This window comes from candidate division WOR-3 bacterium (genome assembly GCA_039801245.1).
In the GTDB taxonomy this organism is placed as follows: domain Bacteria; phylum Hydrothermota; class Tepidihabitantia; order Tepidihabitantales; family Tepidihabitantaceae; genus JAOABP01.
The window spans coordinates 1-19891 of the sequence record JBDRUF010000020.1 but is presented as its reverse complement, the minus strand read 5'-3'; the positions used below and the strand labels follow the sequence as shown (position 1 = coordinate 19891).

Here is a 19891-nt window from a genome sequence, read left to right as displayed (position 1 = left end):
ACTTACACATCCACCATCTGGACTAATGCCTTTTTGGCAAAATTTTTCAGATTAATCGCGCCCGCAGGACAGGAAACCGAACAGGCACCACACCCTTCACACATCACCGCCTGAACAACCGCCTTACGCCGTTTCTTATCGACCCTGACCGCCTCATAGGCGCAGGTGCGCTCGCAGTTACCGCAACCAACGCAGATTTCCTCATCCACCTCCGCAATAACCGGCTCGTGATAAAGTTCGGTTGTGCCAAACATCGCCAACACCTTTGCGGCTGCACCTGAAGCCTGTGCCACCGTTTCTGGAATGTCTTTTGGTCCCTGACCGCAGCCGGCAAGGAAAAACCCCGCGGTCAATGTCTCAACCGGTCGCAACTTCGGGTGCGACTCAGACTGGAACCCATTGGCGTCAACAGCAATCTTCAACTTCCGAGCAACCTCCACCCCTTCGGGGTTCGGGACAATCGCAGAGGCTAAAACCACCATATCCGCCTCAATCTCCATCTTTTTGCCTGCCAGGGTATCCGCCGCCCAAACAACCACCTTATCTCCCCGGCGGAAAATCTTTGAAACCTTTCCCCGGAGATATTGAACCCCTTCATCGCTTGCCCGACGATAGAACTCCTCGAAACCCTTACCCGGTGTACGCACATCAATATAGCAGATTATCGCCTCACCATCATGCACACGGTGTTTATACAAAAGCGCATGCTTGGCGGTATACATACAGCAAATCTTTGAGCAGTAAGGCACACCCTGATTGGAGTCCCTTGAACCTGCGCACTGGACAAAGACAACCCTTTTCGGTACCTTGCCATCGGAAGGTCTGCGCACCTCCCCCGCAAAAGGACCGGAAGCGGAAAGGATGCGCTCAAACGCCAGCCCATCAATTACATCTGGCACCGCACCAAACCCGTAGGCTCCCACCTTTGAGATATCAAAAAGTTCATAACCGGTCGCCAGCACAATCGCTCCCACCTCCTCCTCACAAAACCGCTCGGTATCATCATAGCGAATCGCCTGTGCCGGACAAACCTTGGCGCAAACCCCGCATTTCTTACCCTGCAACTGCCGGCAATGCTCGGCATCTATTACCACTTTGTTGGGAACCGCCTGAGGGAAAAGCCGATAGATTGCCCGCCGTTTTGTCAGGTTGCGGTCAAAAACAGAATCCACCCGCACCGGACACTTCTCCAGACAGATGCCGCAACCGGTGCAGGCATCAATATCCACATACCTCGGCTTCTGCCTGATTTTCACCCGAAAGTTGCCAACAAAACCAGAGACATCCACCACCTCAGCATAGGTCAAAAGTTTTATCTTCGGATGATGACCAGCCTCAACAGTTTTGGGTGTCAAGATACACTGCGAGCAGTCAAGCGTAGGAAATGTCTCAGACAACTGCGCCATATGCCCCCCGATCGACGGCTCCTTCTCTACAAGAACAACCTCATAACCCGCATTCGCGATATCAAGCGCAGCCTGAATACCGGCAATTCCCGCACCGATTATCAGCGCCCTTTTCACAATGGGCACCCTGAGAGGCTCAAGCGGTAAATCCTCACGAACCTTAGCGATAACCGTCTTAACAATCCCCAAAGCCTTCTCAGTTGCCGCGTCTCTATCATTTGTCACCCAGGAACACTGCTCTCTGATATTGGCAATCTCGCATAAATAGGGATTCAAGCCTGCCTCACTTGCTGCCTTGCGGAATGTCGCCTCATGCAAACTTGGGGAACAGCAGGCAACAACTATCCCCTCCAGTCCCTCCGATTTGATTGTTCTCTTTATCAAGTTCTGCCCCGGGTCAGAACAGCAGTAAACATAGTCCATTGCCGATATCACCCCGGGTATCTTTTTAATTTCCCCCACCAGTTCTGGTACTTTGACCACGCCAGCGATATTTATCCCGCAATGGCATACAAAAACGCCGATGCGCTTGCGCATACTCACAAAAGCCCCTTTTCTTTAAGAAACGGCTTCGGGTCAAGTTTATTGTCCTGAAACCCCAGGTCATCTTCTCCAAGCCCCAGCGCCACACCCAAAATTTGCGTGAAATACAAAACCGGCAGCCTCTTACCAGCAGGCAACTTTACTAACTGCGCACTCTCAAGATTGTACTGACATAAGGGACAGGTGGTGACAATCGCCTCCGCACCCCAGGTGCGCGCATTTTCAACGACCCGCAAAGAGCACGCATTTGCCACTTCCCTTCGGTTCACCACTAAATAACCGCCGCAGCACTCCGCCTTGAAATCAAACCGCACCGGAAGAGCACCCAACGCCGCCATTAACTCATCCATCACTATCGGGTTTTCCGGGTCGTCAAACTTTAAAACATCCTTTGGTCTCACCATCAGACAGCCATAATACGAAGCCACCTTCAGACCCTGCAAGGGTTTTATTACCCGCTCCTTGATTTTCTCAAACCCGATTTCCTTCAGCACCTCAAGGTAATGAACCACCTCCACATCCCGCTCAAAAGGTTCATCAACAAACTCCAAAATCCGCTTTCGGTCCTGTTCAAAACCGGTGGCATTCAACCGCTCACCTGCCCGTTTTAAAACATTGTAGCAGGCAGCACAAAGGGTAACCAGTTTTTCTCCCTGTTGACTCGCCTTGGCAAGGTTGCGCACCGGTCCAACCTGGGCGGCAAGGTCATCACTATTGGTGTTATAGATTGCCCCGCAGCAGTTCCATGAAGGCATCTCCTCAAGTTCCATTCCTAATTTTTCCGCTGCTAGTCGCGCACACCGGTCAAGGTTTTTTGCCTTTGAATAAAGTGTGCATCCAGGATAATAGGGAAATCTCATACCGAAAACTTCCTAAAACTGGCGATGAACGCCTGCTGGGGCACATCCTGCAAATCAGGCCCTGTTACTTTATCCGGGTCAACCTGACTCTTCTTTGCACGCAAGACCAGCGCCCGGCATGCCTCGGCAATCTTCGCATAATCAACATTCCTTGGGCATCTGGTTCCGCAGACAAGACAACTGGCGCAAAGCCAGATGCCTTCACTTGCCAAAAGGCTTTCCGCATAACCAAGTTGCAGGAGCCTAATCGCCTTGTTTGGTGGCGGGTCCATCATCTCGCCGATGGGACAGCCAGCGGTGCAGCATCCACACTGATAACAATCCTGGACCCGTTGACCGCTTAACTCCTCGATACGACGCACAAGGTCGGAATTCTGGGTTGAATTCATGACAAGAAAAAATGATAAATTACTACTAGCCAAAGTCAAGAAATCGCATTGCTTTTCTACAATTCATCTTCATCTGCATTCTGCATAACGCAGGTGCGCTCTAAGCCCAAAAAGGGGGTAGCTTGCACGTGGGTTTTTATTTTTACCTGCGCGGCAACATTGCTTTTTTCAAAAGGCAGAGACCCTGCAGTCTTTTCTTGACCCTTAGGTTGCGGGTGGTAATATTTCTCCTTCAGAAAGGAGTAAAAAATGGCATGTTTTTTAGTACCGGGCGCGGCAGGTCTGGTGACAACCGCATTAAAAAGGAAATTTCCTGCCGATTATCATCCCGAGTGGCTGAACTCAATGCTCTGGGGTGGGGTGGCGATGCTGGCGGTTGAGCACATCGCCCATGGCGAGGTTGTGCCTTATCCCCCCTTTCTGACCGCAATGAAGAATCCGGCAGAAATCGGGGTGATGGTAAAGGAGATGATAACAGTTGGTGGCGCAATGACTCTGGCGATTTTCGGGGTGTGGCTGGCAATGGTGGCAACAGCAAAAAGGCTAACAACAAAAAGGACGGTTACGGTCAAATCTGGAGGTGGTTAGGAAATGTGGCTTTTAACAACAGCTGCTACCGCTGTCCTTGCTACCATTTGCTGGCGGTTGTTTAAAGGCAAATACCAACTCGGTTTTCTCACCCTGATGCTCTGGGGTGCAACGGTGATGATTCTTGTTGACCACATTATCGGTTATCAGGGCGGTGAGTTTCTTGAAAGAACAACCGATGGGATGGTGCGTAGCGGAACGCTGCTCGGTTTAGTTATGCTTCTGCCGGTGCTCTTCATCTGGGCGCTGGCACTGATTATCAACAGAATCAAATCCAAAGCCTGCCCCGAGCGGAGGGAAAGGGATTCCTCGGCAAGCTCGGAATGACGGAGCCGAGGGTCAGTTTACCGACAAATAGCCAGAAATCATTGGGAAGGGCATTCCCGGGCAATTGCCGGGTCAATCCCCTTATCCCCATAGGCACGCTGGAAGTGTGACTTAAATTCTGAAGCCAGTTTTCGCGCCCGTTCCTCATAAAGTTTCTTATCCTGCCAGGTGTTTTGGGGATTAAGTAGGTGCGGGTCTGGCACACCCGGGCAGGCGCGGGGGATCCGGAGATGAAAAAATGGCTCGGTCTCATACTCTACCCTTTCAAGAGAACCGTCAAGGGCTGCCTGAACAATCTCCCGCGTCAGGGTGATATCAATCCTCTTGCCCTTACCATAAGGTCCACCGGTCCAGCCAGTATTGACAAGATAGACTTTGGTGCCATGCCGGTCAAGTTTTTCACCCAATAGCCGGGCATAGACATCAGGGTTGCGGGGCATAAATGGCTGCCCGAAGAAGCGGGAAAATGTGCTCTTAGGTTCAAGGATACCCGTCTCGGTGCCAGCAAGTTTGGAGGTGTAGCCCAAGAGGAACCAGAGCATCGCCTGTTCCTTTGTCAGGCGCGCCACCGGTGGCAGGACACCATTGGCATCAGCGGTGAGAAAGATGATTGTCCGCGGATGGGAGCCAATTGCCGGGGTTTTGATGTTGGCAAGGAATGAAAGCGGATAGGAGCCACGGGAGTTTTCGGTGAGACGGGAGTCCTTCAGGTCAAATGTGCCGTCAGGATAGACCATTGCATTCTCAATAATCGCGCCGTGCTCAAGGTAGTCTGCCTCATGGAAGCAGGCGTTGTAAATCTCAGGCTCCTTTTGCGGGTCAAGGTTGATGAGTTTGGCATAGCAGCCGTTTTCAAAGTTGGCAATGCCGTCATCAGACCAGCCGTGTTCATCATCGCCTAACAGTTTGCGCCGCGGGTCAGCAGAAAGGGTGGTCTTGCCGGTGCCGGAGAGACCGAGGAAGAGGGCGATATCGCCCTGAGGCCCCTCGTTTGCCGAGCAGTGCAAGGGTAAAATCCCCTGCTCCGGCAAGAGGTAGTTCATCACGGTGAACATCATTTTCTTGATACTGCCGCAATAGGCAGAGCCAAAAACGATGCCGATGCGGTTGTCAAAGTCCATCGCAATTAACATCGTGCTGGTCTTTTCTGTGCCGGGCAGTTTCCGGAGCCTGCCGCAATAACGCTCAGGGTTGAGCCGGTCATAAGGCAGGGCGATAAGGGTGAAAGGTTTGCGCGCAAAGATGGAGCGGTTGAGGTCTTCTGGAACCGGGCAGAACATATTGTCAACAAAAAGGCTGTGCAGGGCACGGTCAGAGATAAACTGCAAGGGCAGGGCGTAGCGAACATCAGCGCCCAAAACCCGCTCAAGATAATAAAGCCTGTTTTTGGCATTCAGCGTTTTCAGGACATCCTCACACACCATCGCGAAGGTCTCGGGTGTGATCGGCAGGTTATTGGGAGAACTCCAGTCAATGTTGCCCTCGGACTCCGGTCGCAATACAATCACCGTATCCTGCGGGCTTCGACCGGTTGAGTCAATTGGTGTCCAGGTGGCAAGGCAGCCGCATTTTGCGACCAGCGCCTCGCGGCGGTTAACCGCTTCAAAAATCAACTCCCTGCGCGCAGGATTTTTTAAAACATCCGGATGACCTTGGAGCAGTTTCTCCAACTGGCTTTTGAAATCGTCCATTTAGACATCCCTTCTTTCCTGTTTACCAATCGCTGCCTGAGCGGCAACTAAACGGGCAACCGGCACCCGATAAGGCGAGCAGGACACATAGTCAAGACCAATCTCATGGCAGAAGACAATCGTTGCCGGGTCGCCACCGTGCTCGCCGCAAATTCCTACCTTCAGTCTCGGGTTGGTTCTGCGCCCATTCTTCAGACCGATCTTCATTAGCATCCCCACGCCCTTGGTATCAAGGGTGTCAAACGGGTTTTCCTTGACAATGCCCAGAGCCTGATACCCGGCAAAGAATTTGCCGTAATCATCCCTGGAATAGGCAAGGGTCAGCTGGGTCAGGTCATTGGTGCCATAGGAGAAAAAGTCGGCAACCCGCGCAATCTCATCTGCCAACAGGGCGGCACGGGGCACCTCAATCATCGTCCCCACCGAGTAGTCTACCTTGACCCCGGTCTCGGCAAAAACCTTTGCTGCCGTGTCAAGAATCAACTGCCGCTGCAATAAGAGTTCCTGAACATCGCTCACCAGGGGAATCATTATCTCCGGGATTACCCTGATACCCTCCCTTTTCACCTGGCATGCCGCCTCAAAGATCGCCCTTGCCTGCATCTCGGTAATCTCCGGATAGAGGATTCCCAGGCGACAGCCTCTAAAACCGAGCATGGGGTTTTCCTCCTGCAGGCGCCTGATTGCCTCTTTTACCCTTTCCACTGTAATTCCGAGAGCCACAGCCAGTTCCGCAATTTTCTCCTCATCCTTGGGCAGGAATTCGTGCAAAGGCGGGTCAAGGGTCCTAATGGTTACCGGTAGCCCGTCCATCACCCTAAAGATTTCCACAAAATCCTGCCTTTGCATCGGCAAAAGTTTTTTCAGCGCCTCCTTCCTCCCCTCTTCATCCTCGGCAAGAATCATCTCCTGCATCACCCCGATTCGGTCCTCACCAAAGAACATATGCTCGGTCCGGCACAAGCCGATGCCCTCAGCACCAAAATCCCTTGCCTTGCGCGCATCCTGAGGTGTGTCGGCATTGGTCCGCACCCCCAGACGCCGAAAACTGTCAGCCCAGCGCAAAACGGTCTCAAACTCATCGGTCAGTTTCGGCTCCTCCATCGGCACCTCGCCCGCAATCACCTCGCCGGTTGTGCCATTGATGGTGATAACCGCGCCGGCAGCCAACTCCAGTTCACCAATCTTTACCATTTCCCTCTCATAGTCAATCTGCAAACTTTCGCAGCCAACAACCGCAGGCTTGCCCATCCCGCGGGCAACAACCGCAGCATGGGATGTTGTGCCACCAGCACCGGTAAGAATCCCCTCTGCCTTTGCCATTCCGGCAACATCATCAGCGGATGTCTGGTGCCGGACCAAAATCACCTTGCGCCCGGCTTGAGCCAGCTCCACCGCCTTCTGGGCATCAAGGACAATCTCACCGTCGGCAGCACCTGGTGACGCCGCAATCCCCTTTGCCAAGACCTGATATTTTGTGCCCGGGACAATGGTCTTGTGCAGAAGCGCACCAACAATCTCTGGGTCAATTCGCTTTACCGCCTCCTTGCGGCTGATGAGCCTTTCCCTTGCCATATCACAGGCAATCTTCACCGCCGCCTTTGGTGAGCGCTTGCCGCTCCGGCACTGCAGGATATAAAGTTTTCCTTTCTCAACTGTCCATTCCACATCCATCATATCCTGATAATGGCGTTCAAGGCGCCGGGCAATCCTCTTCAGTTGCTCATAAACCTGCGGCATCTCCGTTTTCAACTGCTCCACCGGCATCGGTGTGCGGATGCCGGCAACAATGTCCTCGCCCTGGGCATTGGTCAGGTATTCGCAGTAAAGTTCATTTTCACCGGTTGCCGGGTCACGGGTGAAAAGCACCCCACTTGCCGAGTCGTCACCAAGGTTGCCAAAGACCATCGCCTGGATGTTCACCGCCGTCCCCCAGGTGTCAGGGATTGAGTAGATCCGGCGGTACTCCTTTGCCCGCGGGTTGTTCCAGGACTTTAAAACCGCCTCAATCGCCAGCCAAAGCTGCTCGTTTGGCTCCTGGGGAAAGTCCCTGCCGGTGCGGTCGCGCACAATCCCCTTAAAAGCCGCCACCACCCTTGCGAGCGCCTCCTCATCAAGTTCCGTATCACTATTGACACCAAGCCGCTTTTGCTCACTAACTAAAACCTGCTCAAACCCTTCCCTGCCGGTCTTGAGCACAACATCGCCAAACATCTGAATAAGCCGGCGATAGGCATCAAGGGCAAACCTTCTGTTACCGCTTCGTCTTGCCAGCCCCTCAACAGTGCTGTCATTCAAGCCCAAATTAAGAACCGTATCCATCATCCCGGGCATTGATGCCCGTGCACCCGAACGAACCGAAACCAAGAGCGGATTTTCCTCATCACCAAACCTTTTGCCCGTCTCTTTTTCAATGAACCCCATACCCTTTGCCACCGCGGTTTTTAACCCCGGCGGAACCCGACCGTGCCTCATATAATAGACACACACACCGGTGCCAATGGTAAACCCAGGTGGAACCGGCAGACCAAGCCTTGCCATCTCCGCAAGGTTGGCACCCTTGCCACCCAGGACTGCCTTCATCCTTGCCGAACCATCGGTCCTCTTCTTACTGAAACGATAGATCATCTTTTGCATAAATCCTACTTCTCTTTTTTTCATTTAACGCCAGCGCCAGAAAATCAGATTCAGAATCAAAGTCAAAATTAGTGACAGAACAATCGCCGAAACCACCGGAATGTAAATGGTCAGATTCCGGCGCTGAATCAGGATATCTCCGGGCAGGCGCAGAAAACCAAACCGGCTGAAAAGGAGCAGAAAAAGCCCGGCAAAAATAAGCAAAACACCGGTTATTATCAAAAGCCGGGCAATCGGCTGGAGATTAAACATCACCCTCCCCTTTTTCAGTTTCACCGGCAAGAAAGCCCTGAATAACCTCCTGTGCCCGCTCAAAATCATCCTCCTGAACCAGAACCTCACCCCAGGCCGGGCGCATCATCTGCGCCACCCCATCATAGGCAGGAATCTGAAATGAGTGAATCAGCGCGGGGATGCCGCTCTGTTCCAGCAAATCCCTGATGGTATTTGCCATCAACTCATTCTCTGCCTTATATACCGGTTTCAGCGCCATTTCCCAGAAAAAAGATTATACCCAAAAAACTCTTAAAATCAATAAATTTATCGCCACAATCCATCAATGTTGCTGTATACCTATAAGTATACAAATGAAAACGGGGAAATATTTTTTATTTCTTTAAATTTCAAAGACTTAGCGAAAGATTAGGAAATTTCAAACCCCACCCCGGGGATTACCCCTGTGGTTCCCATCAGGTTTCACGGATAAACTGAAGTAAAATCGGCATCAAAAGGCGGTCTTGATGTTAAGGGTGATATTGGTAAGATTGCTGTTTAAAAAATTGCGGGAGAGTTTTTATCCTCTCCCGCAATTACAGCAACGGCTTTGTTACTTCCCTATTTCGCCAATCACCACAAACTCAACCCGGCGATTGAGCGCCCTGCCTTCAGGCGTGTCATTGCTCGCCTTGGGCTGGGTTTCACCATAACCCTTGGCAATCAGCCGTGAAGACTCAACACCCATCTGCTGAACCAGATAGTTGACAACCGCCCACGCCCGCTGCTCCGAAAGCCTCTGATTGAACTCATCCGAGCCCACATTGTCGGTATGACCCTGAATCTCAACCTTGATTGTCGGATTTTCCTTTAGGATGTTATAGGCAGCCTGCAAAGCCTCCTGGGACTCGGGAAACTTAATCGTCGCCTTGCCGAAATCAAAGTAGATGCCTTTGAGCGTCACCGCAGTTCCAACCTTGACCAGCGCAAAGTTGTGGGTTGCCGGTTTCCCCTCCTGAACCACCAGTGCGGCTGACTGTTCAATGTAACCGTCAGCGGTTGCGGTCAAGGCATAGGTGCCAACAGGAACCTCCGCCACATAGACACCGGTTGTCGGTTCGGTTTCCACCTCGGTGAATAGGCTACCGCTTACCGCATCCTTAAATACTACCTTTGCCTTAAGCGCAGCGTTGGTGCCGCGGTCGGTAACGGTTCCGGTTACAACCGTCTTCACCGCTAACGGGCTTAAGGTAAAGTTCTGGGTGGTGATGCGGTTTTCCTCAATCTGAATCGTGGCGGTTGATGGAAAATAGCCGTCCGCGCTTGCGGTTACTGTATAGGTGCCAACCGGCATATTGTCCTTCCGATATGCCCCGGTATTCGGGTCGGTCTGGACCGCCTCAACCCCAGGTTCGGCAAAACCGATTTGTGCTGAAAGCGGCCTGCCGGTTCGGGAGTCGGTTACGGTGCCGGCAAGTGTGCCATAGATGACCAAAGGATAAAGTTCAAACTGAACCGGACCCGCTGCCTTTGTTTCAACATTGACAAATGTCTCCAGCGGGCGATAACCTTCACCAGTTACCCGCACCTTGAGAACACCGGTCGGCAGCCTCTTCACCAAAAACAGCCCGGCAGCATCGGTAACAAGCGGCTTCAGTTTCGGATTGTCCGGGAATTCAACTGTGGCTAAAACCGGCTGCTTGCTTGAAGCATCAACAACCTTGCCGGAAAGTTCACCAAAAACCACCGCCGGTTTACGGAAGAATGGGGTGGCGATGTTCATCCCCAAAATCACCTGATTGGGGCTGTTTTCGGTAAGGCTCACCCCATAACCCAATGTAAGGGCAAAGCCGCGCGGACTGCCAAATGTTACCCCTGGTGTCAGACGGACAAGACCGTTTTCGGTATCAAAGATGCCGGTGGAATTTACACCCTGACGCGAGGTCAACTCGGCAAAAAGTGCCATACCTTCACCAGCCAGTTCCAACCCCAGACCATAGTTTGTCCAGACACCCGCCTTTCCGTAATTAACCATCAGATTGGGCAGGGATGGAAAGAGGTCCTGAAGACGCAGGGTTGCCAGTCCGGCCCAGGAAAATGTGTCAACCGGCACCGCGGTTTGCTCAATCCATCTGTTACCATCATCCCGGAAGAAAAATGTGTAGGATGCCATACCACCCAATTTCAGAACCGGCAGATACGGAATGGAAATTTTAGCGCCCGCCTTCAGGTCGTGCAGACCGATGTCGTAAACCCTGTCACCAACTTGGGCATACTGGAAAATTCCACCCCAGTTGGCAAAAATCTCCGCACCCACATACTGGGTTGATAACGGTGTCCAATTAAGTGTTGGAGCAATCAGGTCGCCAATATAACCTTTATCAGTGGTTCCAGGAATCGTCAGGTTTCTTCCCAAAAGATGCAGTGCCACATTCAAGCCCGCCTCTTCAGTCCGGGCATCCTTAACCAGAAAAAGCCCTTTGCCCCCGCCGATAGTTGTATAGGCAAAAACCGGCACAACGGCAAGGACTATAGAAATTATTAAATACCTTCTCATAATCACTCCTTTTGTTTATGCTTACCTGCTAAAGCCCGGGAAATGAACTTATATGCCGTTAATTACCAATCCTGCTCGGTTCATCCCAGAAGTTGCCGATATTCACCAAAACCTCCGTCTCCGCAAGGATTCTTTTACCCGATGCCTCATCAACACCCTCCAGCCTTATCTTGGCTTTAAGGGTGGCTTCAATACCCAGTTCATCCGGGTAACCAGCACCTGCTCCGAAAACCTCCTCCTTCCAGATTGCGGGAATCAGTGTAATATACCCTTTGGTAGCCTTTTTCCCGTCGGGGTCGCTCATAACCGAGATGTTAACCCTGCTTTCAACCTTTGGCAGAACCTCAGGCGCCTCGCCCAGAACCTTGGTAAATGTGATTGTCGCCTTGGTAATCCTGGCGACATAAGGGCGCCAGGTTGGCAGACCCAACCCAATCTCGGTATAGCGCAACTCAATCGGAACAACATCATCCGGTGTAACTGAGACATATTCCGGTTCTGCCCCCGGCTCGGTCGCATCCTTGAAGATGCCAAAATCCGCCAGGTCAGAATATATCGGCTTGCCTTCATTAACCGAGACAATCTCAAGCGTATTCTCGCGACTGCAGGAAACAAGCAGTCCGAGACCGGCAAACACCATTGCCAGGACAAAAATGTTTCTACGCAAAGTAGTCCTCCTTTTCATTTCTAATTATTTTAGCCTTTGAAAGACCTTTGTCAAGCATTTAATTCACCCTGGTTTTGGGCTATCCGATAGGTGTAACTAACCGGGCAGGTAGCTTTAATCATCCCGGTAACCGAGCAGTACTTCTCCTGGGAGAGCTCAACCGCCCTTTTCACCGCCCCCTCATCAACATCCTTTCCGTAGACGACATACTCAAGCTCAATTCTGGTGTAGATACGGGGATGCTCATCCCTTCTTTCCCCCTTAACCCTCAGCTCCAGCCCGGAGAAATTTACCCGCATCTTTTTCAAAAGGGAAACAACATCCATCCCGGTGCAACCGGCAAGGGCAACAAGCAAAAGCTCCATCGGGGTGGCACCGGTATCATTACCACCATGCTCATTACCGGTATCCATCACCACTGCGTGATTGGAACCCGAAACACCAACAAACTGCATATCACTCACCCAGCGCACCCTTGCCTCAACACTCATTTTCATTTTTCCTAATTGTTCTTCGCACCCTGGAGAATCCAGTTGCGAATGACCTCCAGTTTAGCTGAATCAGGCCTTTTACCAAAGGGATGCCCCTTCAACAGGTAAAGGTAGAGAAGGCTGCTGTCAGGTTTCCCGGGAAGGACATTGGGAATGGAATCGGTGCCACCTGCCATTACCGCCTCATAGGAATCAAGCGCATAGTTGCCTGCCATATCTTCAGCGGTATGACAGTCACCAGCGAGTTCGCGCAAAAGCGGCAGGACATCGTGCCGAAAAGACACCTCTTTAATTGCCACCGTTGCTGATGGGGTTGGTTTAACAGTTTCGGTTTCGGACTCAGGAGAAAACCCTGGTGTGCCTTTCGGTCTGGTCGGGCAGGAAAGAAAAGCCAACGACAATAGCCCCATCAGTACCAGTAAAGGTTGGTGCTTCACGGTCAAATTTTGCCCACAATAGTTCATTATGTCAAGAAAAATCGGTGAGAAAAAACTTGCCTGATGAGGATTATAAGTTAAGATGATGTTTACCATTATGCCTGAACGGAAAAGAATCAACATCCTCAAACAGCTCCTTGAGCCCGAGATTATCGAGATGCTCAGGCAGAAGGACTGGCATGCGCTCAAGGATGTCCTTTCCCACTGGCCTGCGCCTGACATCGCGGACCTGATTGCCAGCCTTAAAGACCCGGAAATCGTTGTTCTTTTCCGGCTTTTGCCCCGTGACCTCCAGTCAGAGGTTTTCGCCGAGTTTGACCCGGACACCCAATTAACCCTGATTAAAAACCTTTCGGATGAGCAGGTCAAGGCGTTGATGGCAGAACTGGCACCCGACGACCGAACAGAACTTTTTGAAGACCTGCCCCCGACACTAATCCAGCGGGCGCTAAACCTCCTCTCACCAGAAGACCGGCGCGAAACCCTCTTAAGCCTCGGGTTTCCGAAAAACAGTGTGGGCAGGCTTCTCACCCCGGATTATGTTTCGGTATTTTCTCACTGGACGGTAAAACAGGCGCTCGACCACATCCGTAAAAACGGTGTGGATGCCGAGACGATAAATACCGTTTATGTCGTTGATGAAAAGAACCGACTCTTGGATGACATCCCTTTGAGAAAACTGATTCTTGCGCCACCGGACGAAAGGATTGAGGCGCTGATGGACCATAGAGTAATATCAGTTGAGGCAAACCTTGACCAGGAGGAGGCGGCAAAGGTGTTCCAGCGCTATGACCTGCTTGCCCTGCCGGTGGTCAATCCTGATGGCATCCTCTTGGGGATTGTAACCGTTGACGACATCATTGATGTCCTGCGCGAGGAGCAGACTGAGGATATCACCAAGATTTCCGGTATCCATCCAGGCAGGATTGATTTAACCTTCATCACCAAACTGCGCGAGGTTCCGCTCCGGCTCCTTTACCGCAGCCGGATTGTCTGGCTCCTTGCCCTGCTTTTAATGGACTTAATTACCGGTGGCATCATCCAGGGCTTTTCTGACCTCTTGGCAAGATATGTTGTCCTGGTAACATTTCTGCCCGTGCTCGTTGACACCGCCGGCAATGCCGGTTCCCAGTCAGCAACGCTGGTCATCAGGGCGCTGGCGGTAGGCACGGTCAAAATGAAGGACTGGCTCTATCTCTTGGGCAAGGAGATTCTCATTGCTGCGGCGCTCGGTCTGACAATGGGGCTGGGCATCTCTCTTATGGGCTTTATCCGGGGCGGTATCAAGGTTGCCCCGGTTGTGATTCTCGCAATGGTGGTCAATGTGATTGTTGGCGGTGCTATCGGTGTTGTTTTGCCCTTTATCTTCACAAAACTGAAGCGCGACCCGGCAACCGCCAGCACCCCATTGATAACAACCCTTGCCGATATCCTTGGCACTGGCATTTATCTTGGCATCGCCTATCTGATTCTCGGCAAACCTTCATAAAATAAAAAGGGAGAGCCGCTTGGCTCTCCCTTAAGGTTTAACACCGTTTATCTGCTGATGACAACGCGGGCGCTTGCACCCTGCGCACCCTCTGCCTTGAGCAAATAAACTCCGGCTGATAGTTTGCGTCCGTTGGCATCGGTTCCGTTCCAGACCACCTCATTGTTAGCAGCGGTCAGTTCGTTAACCTTATTGCCAGCACGGTCATAAACGCTCACCCGGAAACTGGCAGCAGGACCGCTCTGCATTCTGATGCGCACACTTGAGGTGAACGGATTCGGGCTCACGCTCAACCGGGCAGTATTGCCTAAGTTTGCGACCGAACCCATCTGCCCCTGCCAGAGCACCTTCTCGGTTGACTCGTAGTTGTTGTTGATAGCATCCATCACATCCTTCATCTCAGTAAGCAGGGTTACATCAGTATACTGATTGTATTTGTTGGCGCTGTCGTAAATCGCCTGAACCGTCATTCCCTCCATCGGCTCGCCAGTCTGATTGTAATCGTTGTAGATGGCATCGCCAAGGTCTTCAGTAAGTTTCAGGTTGCAGTGGAGCGCGATTAACTGCGCCTCAAACTGGATAAACATATTGCCCTCAACCGGTGTCTTGAGCCAGTCATAAAAGTCCTGCGGTGTGGAGAAAGAAACGCCGGCAAGGGTTACGGGCAGTGCCTTTGCCTTGAACTCATCGGTCCAGATTCTCGGCGGGTTCGGCTTCTTTGCAGTCGGTGTCCACCAGTAGCGCTGCCAGTACCCGCGGGTATAGGTTTCGCCTTCAAATGGCTCTGGCTCCTCGCCAGTCGGAGTCGGCTTTAAAAGAGTGATATAGAAATAACCATACCAAGGACTACCATCCTTCACATCACCGCCATATCCGGTTTCATCCTGCACAACTTGACCTTGCTCATTGACCTTCACCACCGCAGTATGCGGCAGGAAATAAACATCCTGACCCCAGACCCCATCTGCCTCATCGGGATAAAGTGCATGCAGGTCAGCAATCGGAATGTAGAAACTGTATTCGGTGGTGTTAATAGCGCCTGATTTATAGGCGTATTGACCGGGTGAACCACGCTCAGCCGGTGCGGTCGTGCTCGTATCCAGCTGGCATTCCTTCATCCACCAGCCATTCTCGGTAACATACTTTATCTCAAGGGTAGTATCAGTGGCATCATAATGCAGTATCGCATAGATATTACCAACATCAATCGTCTTGCCGCCCCAGATATCGCCCTGATACAGGGTAGCAACACCTGCGCTTGCCAATGTGCCCAGCGCCAGGAGCATGACGCCTGTCAGCATTGCTGCTTTTGTTCCATTCCTCAACATTAAGCCTCCTTAGCTTATGAGGTTTATTCTTTCAAGAACCCTTTAAGTATTCTCCTCAGGGTTCTGAATGCATCTGCGCACCTCAGATACAGGGTTCGTCACAGGTCGGTGCCACCTTATAAGTTTTCAGGTGGTATTTAACAGCCGGCTATTAAATTCACTCCTGATTTTTCTTGACCATATATTTAGACTGGCTTTGGATGACAAACGATTCTGTCTTTCTCTTAATTCAGGAAATTATTCCGCCCTTAGCAAAACGGACAAATAAAAAGGGAGAGCCGCTTGGCTCTCCCTTTAAGGTTTTTTCCTTATTTATGGTACCACAAGAACCTGAGTTGTCTCGTTGTTGTTAATCTCATCCATCACCGTCTTCAGCGCTACAAGGGTCGCACGGTCGGTGTCCTCGTCGCAGGAGTTGGCTTCGGCAAAAATCTGAGCTACTGTCCAGCCGTAATAATCAGTTACGCTACCCTGATAGACAACCCCATCAAGGTCTCCATTACGGGTCATATTGCAGTAGAGTGCGATTAACTGGTCAAGGAACTGATTGAATATCTTCGCTCTGACCGGCAGGTCAAGTTGAGACCAGAAGTCGTAGGGTATTTCAAATTCAACACCAGCAAGGGTAACCGGCAGGAAATTACTCTTTGATTCCTCGGTCCACCACTGTGGTGGCCTGGGTTTCTGTGGAGTCGGTGTCCACCAGAACCGCTTCCAGTATCCACGGGTAAGGGTAATACCGCTGTATGGTTCAGGCCCCGGGTTCGGTTCCTCAGGCGGATCAAGTCTGAAACAGAAATAGCCGAACCAGGATCCCTTCTTGGGTTTAATAACAGTGCCGCCATAACCGGTCTGACCCTGTTCGCCTCCATCTTTTTCCCCGTTTTTATTCTCATCAAGCCAGACATCGCAGTGCGGCATCACATAAACAGCAGAGCCCCAGTTAATACCGAACTTTGTTCTCAGTTCGCTAATCGGGATACTGAAACTGTACTCGTCATCATTGACCGGTCCTGAATTGTAAGGATATTGACCCGGAGCGCCTCTCTCTATCGGCGGAGTTGTTCCAATCCAGAGATCACATTTCTCAATCATCCACCCGCCTTCAGTCTCATACTTGATTACGAGTGTCGTGTCAGTTGCGTCATAATGCAGTATCGCATAGATATTGCCGACATCAATCGTCTGACCGCCCCAGATATCACCAGAGTAGTAAGTAATATCGGTCGCCATTGCGGTGGTGCCGAGCGCAAGCAGGAAGATGCCTGCAAGCATTACTGACTTTAGTCCACCCTTTACCATTAAGCCTCCTTTGCTTAATGTTTCTGCCAGAACCTCCTCGCCCAAGAGTTCGGTTCCAGCCATCACCTACTAAACCTCCATCTGCGCACCACAGATGAAGACCTATCGTCTCAGGCCGGTGCCGCCTGTAAAATTGAGCCGGTTATTCACTGTAACCCAAAGCCCAATCTGCAATAATATTACCCCCCCAAGCCCCTTTGTCAAGAAAAACTTTTAGCCTCCTTTTTTCTGCGACCATATATGTTATGACACAATATTTATGCCACACCTGCCACAGCGGCATTATGATAAGTTGCAGATTTCTAATGTGATAAAATTTAAACCCGCTGATGGCTGCGCAGCGGCATTATATTCCGCAGAAAAATTACGCTTCTAAAGAAAAATTCTGCAGATGTAGATATTGCGCTACTAAAAGGGCAGGGGTTCAACTGAACCCCTGCCCTTTTTGGTTACGGTCCGATTGGTGAGATGTTGAACACCTGGGTGCGAATCACCTCAAGAACCGGCTGGGCAAGACCCCTTGCAACCCACTTCTGGATTAAGGTCTGAGCCTCAATCGCCAAAGAGTCGCCGGACAATCCTGCCCGCTGCTTGGACCAGAGTTCGCGTCCGAAGGCGAGGTAGAACGGGTAGTCGATAACCGACACCCCCTCACCATCAAGAACCTGCTTTATCTGGGTCTCAATCGCCACCAGTTCAGGAAAAGTGGCCTGGACATTGGCAATCATCGTGGGACGCAGTTCCTCAAGAATCGCCTTGATGCGCTCCGGGTCGGTTTTCACAGTCCACTTGAGAATCCGCTTCGTCACATTACTCATAAAAACACCTCCTTTCTGCGGCAGATTTTATTGTGCGCTGCCCTGCCGCCAGGGACAGTCGCATTTTCCTCTCTATCCATTAAGAGCCAGAAAACGGAAAAAATTAACGCAGAATTTCCATCAGAATTGGTGATTCGCAACCTGAAATTGTTTAACCAGATTTTTATCAGAGGGTTAGGGAAATAATAGCAGTTTGCTGATTTTATTGACAATGTGCCTGTTCAGCAGGATACTGAGATATGAGTAGGTGGCTGATAAACCAGTAAAGGAGGCGTATGGCTCTTTTCAAGGAGTTTAAGGAGTTTGCCCTGCGGGGCAATGTGATTGATATGGCGGTCGGCATCATCATCGGCGCGGCTTTTGGGAAGATTGTCTCATCCCTTGTGGGTGATGTGATTCTGCCGCCAATCGGTCTGCTCTTAGGCGGGATGGATTTCTCCCATTTTGCCATTACGCTCAAGGCAGCAACTGCAGACAAACCAGCAGTGGTTTTGGGTTATGGCAAGTTCATCCAGACCCTGATTGATTTCATCGTGATTGCGTTTGCCATCTTTATTGCGATTGTCAAACCGGTGAATATGTTCAAGAAGAGGCAAGAACAGGTGCCTCCCGCGCCGCCAGCCCCCTCAAACGAAGAAAAACTCCTCACCGAAATCAGGGATTTGTTAAAGGCAAGGTAGGGGTATTCGTAAATAGAAGGGGGAGGTAAAATGCAGGACTATATCAAGCTCATCGGACTTGCTGCGCTGTTCGTTTTGGTTATTTCCTGCGGGGAGCAGGGTAAAGAGCCTGAAATCAGATGGAAGTTCACCAGTGCTGCGTTTCTTTCTTCACCGGCAATCGGACCGGACAACACCATCTACGCATTCAGTGAAAACGACACCCTTTATGCATTCAATCAGGACGGCAGTGTCAAATGGCGCCTGGGCTTGCCCGATACCATCTGGTACCACCCTTCAAATATTCTAATTTCACCGGTTGTGGCGCAGGATAACACCATCTATCTTTTTGCTGTTGACGGCTGTCTTTACTCAATTAACTCCGGCGGCAGTATAAACTGGCGGTTACCGATTAAACCCACATTTCCCACCATCTATGGCACACCCGCACTCGGAGCCAATGGCACAATCTATGTTTATGCACCGGAATCGCTTTATGCCATTTCGCCAGCAGGTGTTATTGACTGGGTTGTTGAGGTTGGCGGTGGCTCCTGTATCACCTTTCCCGCAGTGGGTGCTGATGGCACAATCTATATCGGTGCGGACCGGGACCTGATTGCCCTGAATCCTGATGGCAGTGTGAAATGGTCGTTTGATATGGCACCGGCAATCTCCACGATTGACCGGCTGGCAATCGGCGCGGACAGAACCGTTTATGTGTTCGGCACCGGTATTGACGACGCCGGCAATCTCCTTGCGTTCAGCGATGATGGCAGCCTGCGCTGGACCTGCACTCTTGAAGACAGCGATTGCATCAGTATCGGCACACCGGTTATCGGCATCGACGGCACAGTCTATCTTGGCAGTGCCACCAGTTCGGCTCGGGGCTGGCTCTATGCTGTTTCTCCTTCAGGAGAGGTGCGCTGGAAAAAACAGAGCACAAGCTTAGTTCAGGAAGCCTATGATTTGGCGATTGATTCTGAGGGCACAATTTATGGTGTTGAAGGTGCGTTTACCCCTGACGGCAATCTGAAATGGCGCTATCCAATTGGAACAACAGTTGTCAACTCGCTCGGAGCACCGGCAATCGGCTCTGATGGCACGGTTTACATTGGCTGCGGCACCGGACTTTTTGCCTTTAACACCAGCGCTGCTGGACTGGCGCAATCATCCTGGCCCAGGTCAAGACACGACAACCGCAATTCGGGAAATGTCTTAACCCAGTAATCGGCACGAGAAAGGCACTCTCAGGCGACTACATCACCTTGATATTGAGGACCGGGATTTTCAGGCGGTTTTTCCCGGACCGGGGATCAAGGTATAAGCCTTGGGTCAGCCAGGCATTACCTAATTTTGCCTTAAGCCGTTCAACTGCCTGATAGAGCCGCCCAATCCTCTCCAGTCCGACCAGGTCGTTAAACATTGAAAAAACCGGGCATTACGCTCGCCCCCGGAGAGTGGAGGGGATAGCCCCCTATACCCTCTAACC

The 19891-nt window shown here is 51.3% G+C and carries 20 protein-coding genes; 5 read left to right on the top strand and 15 right to left on the bottom strand.

Annotated elements, in window-relative coordinates:
• Window positions 1-2: 2 nt before the first annotated feature.
• From ABIK47_04155 to ABIK47_04145, 3 genes are read right to left on the bottom strand one after another with little or no spacing between them, the layout of a single operon-like run.
• Window positions 3-1943, bottom strand: coding sequence for a CoB--CoM heterodisulfide reductase iron-sulfur subunit A family protein (locus tag ABIK47_04155; protein ID MEO0019819.1), 1941 nt, complete (start codon window positions 1941-1943; stop codon window positions 3-5).
• Window positions 1944-1945: 2 nt separating this feature from the next.
• On the bottom strand, window positions 1946-2809 hold the full coding sequence (locus tag ABIK47_04150; GenBank protein ID MEO0019818.1) for a CoB--CoM heterodisulfide reductase iron-sulfur subunit B family protein: 864 nt from the start codon (window positions 2807-2809) through the stop codon (window positions 1946-1948).
• Window positions 2806-3198 carry a 4Fe-4S dicluster domain-containing protein gene (locus ABIK47_04145; GenBank protein MEO0019817.1) on the bottom strand — a complete coding sequence of 131 codons (393 nt, stop codon included), beginning with the start codon at window positions 3196-3198 and terminating at the stop codon, window positions 2806-2808. The genes ABIK47_04150 and ABIK47_04145 overlap by 4 nt, the downstream gene beginning before the upstream one ends.
• Before the next feature lie 249 nt (window positions 3199-3447).
• Between ABIK47_04145 and ABIK47_04140 the strand changes: the two genes are divergently transcribed.
• Both ABIK47_04140 and ABIK47_04135 read left to right on the top strand, forming a co-directional pair.
• Entirely contained in the window at window positions 3448-3786 is a 339-nt protein-coding gene (locus ABIK47_04140) for a hypothetical protein (protein ID MEO0019816.1), read from the top strand.
• Between the two features lie 3 nt (window positions 3787-3789).
• Window positions 3790-4113, top strand: a complete 324-nt coding sequence (locus ABIK47_04135; protein MEO0019815.1) for a hypothetical protein — start codon at window positions 3790-3792, stop codon at window positions 4111-4113.
• A gap of 38 nt (window positions 4114-4151) precedes the next feature.
• On the opposite strand, the gene ABIK47_04130 is transcribed toward ABIK47_04135, so the two are convergent.
• The 8 genes from ABIK47_04130 to ABIK47_04095 all read right to left on the bottom strand — a co-directional run bounded on the left by ABIK47_04130 (window position 4152) and on the right by ABIK47_04095 (window position 12779).
• Complete coding sequence (locus tag ABIK47_04130) at window positions 4152-5804, bottom strand: phosphoenolpyruvate carboxykinase (ATP) (protein MEO0019814.1); 1653 nt, start codon at window positions 5802-5804, stop codon at window positions 4152-4154.
• On the bottom strand, window positions 5805-8465 hold the full coding sequence (gene ppdK, locus ABIK47_04125) for a pyruvate, phosphate dikinase (GenBank protein ID MEO0019813.1): 2661 nt from the start codon (window positions 8463-8465) through the stop codon (window positions 5805-5807).
• On the bottom strand, window positions 8466-8717 hold the full coding sequence (locus ABIK47_04120) for a DUF2905 domain-containing protein (GenBank protein ID MEO0019812.1): 252 nt from the start codon (window positions 8715-8717) through the stop codon (window positions 8466-8468).
• Window positions 8686-8934: a DUF2007 domain-containing protein gene (locus ABIK47_04115; protein MEO0019811.1), complete on the bottom strand. Its 249-nt coding sequence runs from the start codon at window positions 8932-8934 to the stop codon at window positions 8686-8688. The genes ABIK47_04120 and ABIK47_04115 overlap by 32 nt, the downstream gene beginning before the upstream one ends.
• Window positions 8935-9267: 333 nt before the next feature.
• Complete coding sequence (locus ABIK47_04110; GenBank protein ID MEO0019810.1) at window positions 9268-11211, bottom strand: carboxypeptidase regulatory-like domain-containing protein; 1944 nt, start codon at window positions 11209-11211, stop codon at window positions 9268-9270.
• 58 nt (window positions 11212-11269) lie between these two features.
• Window positions 11270-11878 (bottom strand): hypothetical protein, encoded by a 609-nt coding sequence (locus ABIK47_04105; GenBank protein MEO0019809.1) that lies wholly within the window; start codon window positions 11876-11878, stop codon window positions 11270-11272.
• A 50-nt stretch (window positions 11879-11928) separates the two neighbouring features.
• Window positions 11929-12375 carry an OsmC family protein gene (locus ABIK47_04100; protein ID MEO0019808.1) on the bottom strand — a complete coding sequence of 149 codons (447 nt, stop codon included), beginning with the start codon at window positions 12373-12375 and terminating at the stop codon, window positions 11929-11931.
• 5 nt (window positions 12376-12380) lie between these two features.
• Window positions 12381-12779 (bottom strand): c-type cytochrome domain-containing protein, encoded by a 399-nt coding sequence (locus tag ABIK47_04095; protein ID MEO0019807.1) that lies wholly within the window; start codon window positions 12777-12779, stop codon window positions 12381-12383.
• A 109-nt stretch (window positions 12780-12888) separates the two neighbouring features.
• Here ABIK47_04095 and mgtE point away from each other — a divergent pair, with 109 nt between their 5' ends.
• The gene (mgtE, locus tag ABIK47_04090; protein MEO0019806.1) at window positions 12889-14295 is read left to right on the top strand and encodes a magnesium transporter; all 1407 of its coding nucleotides are present in this window, start codon (window positions 12889-12891) and stop codon (window positions 14293-14295) included.
• Window positions 14296-14342: 47 nt separating this feature from the next.
• On the opposite strand, the gene ABIK47_04085 is transcribed toward mgtE, so the two are convergent.
• From ABIK47_04085 to ABIK47_04075, 3 genes are all read right to left on the bottom strand, one after another.
• Complete coding sequence (locus tag ABIK47_04085) at window positions 14343-15623, bottom strand: FlgD immunoglobulin-like domain containing protein (GenBank protein ID MEO0019805.1); 1281 nt, start codon at window positions 15621-15623, stop codon at window positions 14343-14345.
• A 312-nt stretch (window positions 15624-15935) separates the two neighbouring features.
• The gene (locus ABIK47_04080; GenBank protein ID MEO0019804.1) at window positions 15936-16991 is read right to left on the bottom strand and encodes a hypothetical protein; all 1056 of its coding nucleotides are present in this window, start codon (window positions 16989-16991) and stop codon (window positions 15936-15938) included.
• Between the two features lie 383 nt (window positions 16992-17374).
• Window positions 17375-17743 carry a hypothetical protein gene (locus tag ABIK47_04075; protein MEO0019803.1) on the bottom strand — a complete coding sequence of 123 codons (369 nt, stop codon included), beginning with the start codon at window positions 17741-17743 and terminating at the stop codon, window positions 17375-17377.
• Window positions 17744-18018: 275 nt separating this feature from the next.
• Between ABIK47_04075 and mscL the strand changes: the two genes are divergently transcribed.
• Both mscL and ABIK47_04065 read left to right on the top strand, forming a co-directional pair.
• Window positions 18019-18423: a large-conductance mechanosensitive channel protein MscL gene (gene mscL, locus ABIK47_04070; GenBank protein MEO0019802.1), complete on the top strand. Its 405-nt coding sequence runs from the start codon at window positions 18019-18021 to the stop codon at window positions 18421-18423.
• A 30-nt stretch (window positions 18424-18453) separates the two neighbouring features.
• Window positions 18454-19629 (top strand): PQQ-binding-like beta-propeller repeat protein, encoded by a 1176-nt coding sequence (locus ABIK47_04065; protein MEO0019801.1) that lies wholly within the window; start codon window positions 18454-18456, stop codon window positions 19627-19629.
• A 28-nt stretch (window positions 19630-19657) separates the two neighbouring features.
• Here ABIK47_04065 and ABIK47_04060 read toward each other — a convergent pair whose 3' ends face one another.
• Window positions 19658-19825, bottom strand: coding sequence for a hypothetical protein (locus tag ABIK47_04060; GenBank protein ID MEO0019800.1), 168 nt, complete (start codon window positions 19823-19825; stop codon window positions 19658-19660).
• Window positions 19826-19891: the final 66 nt, after the last annotated feature.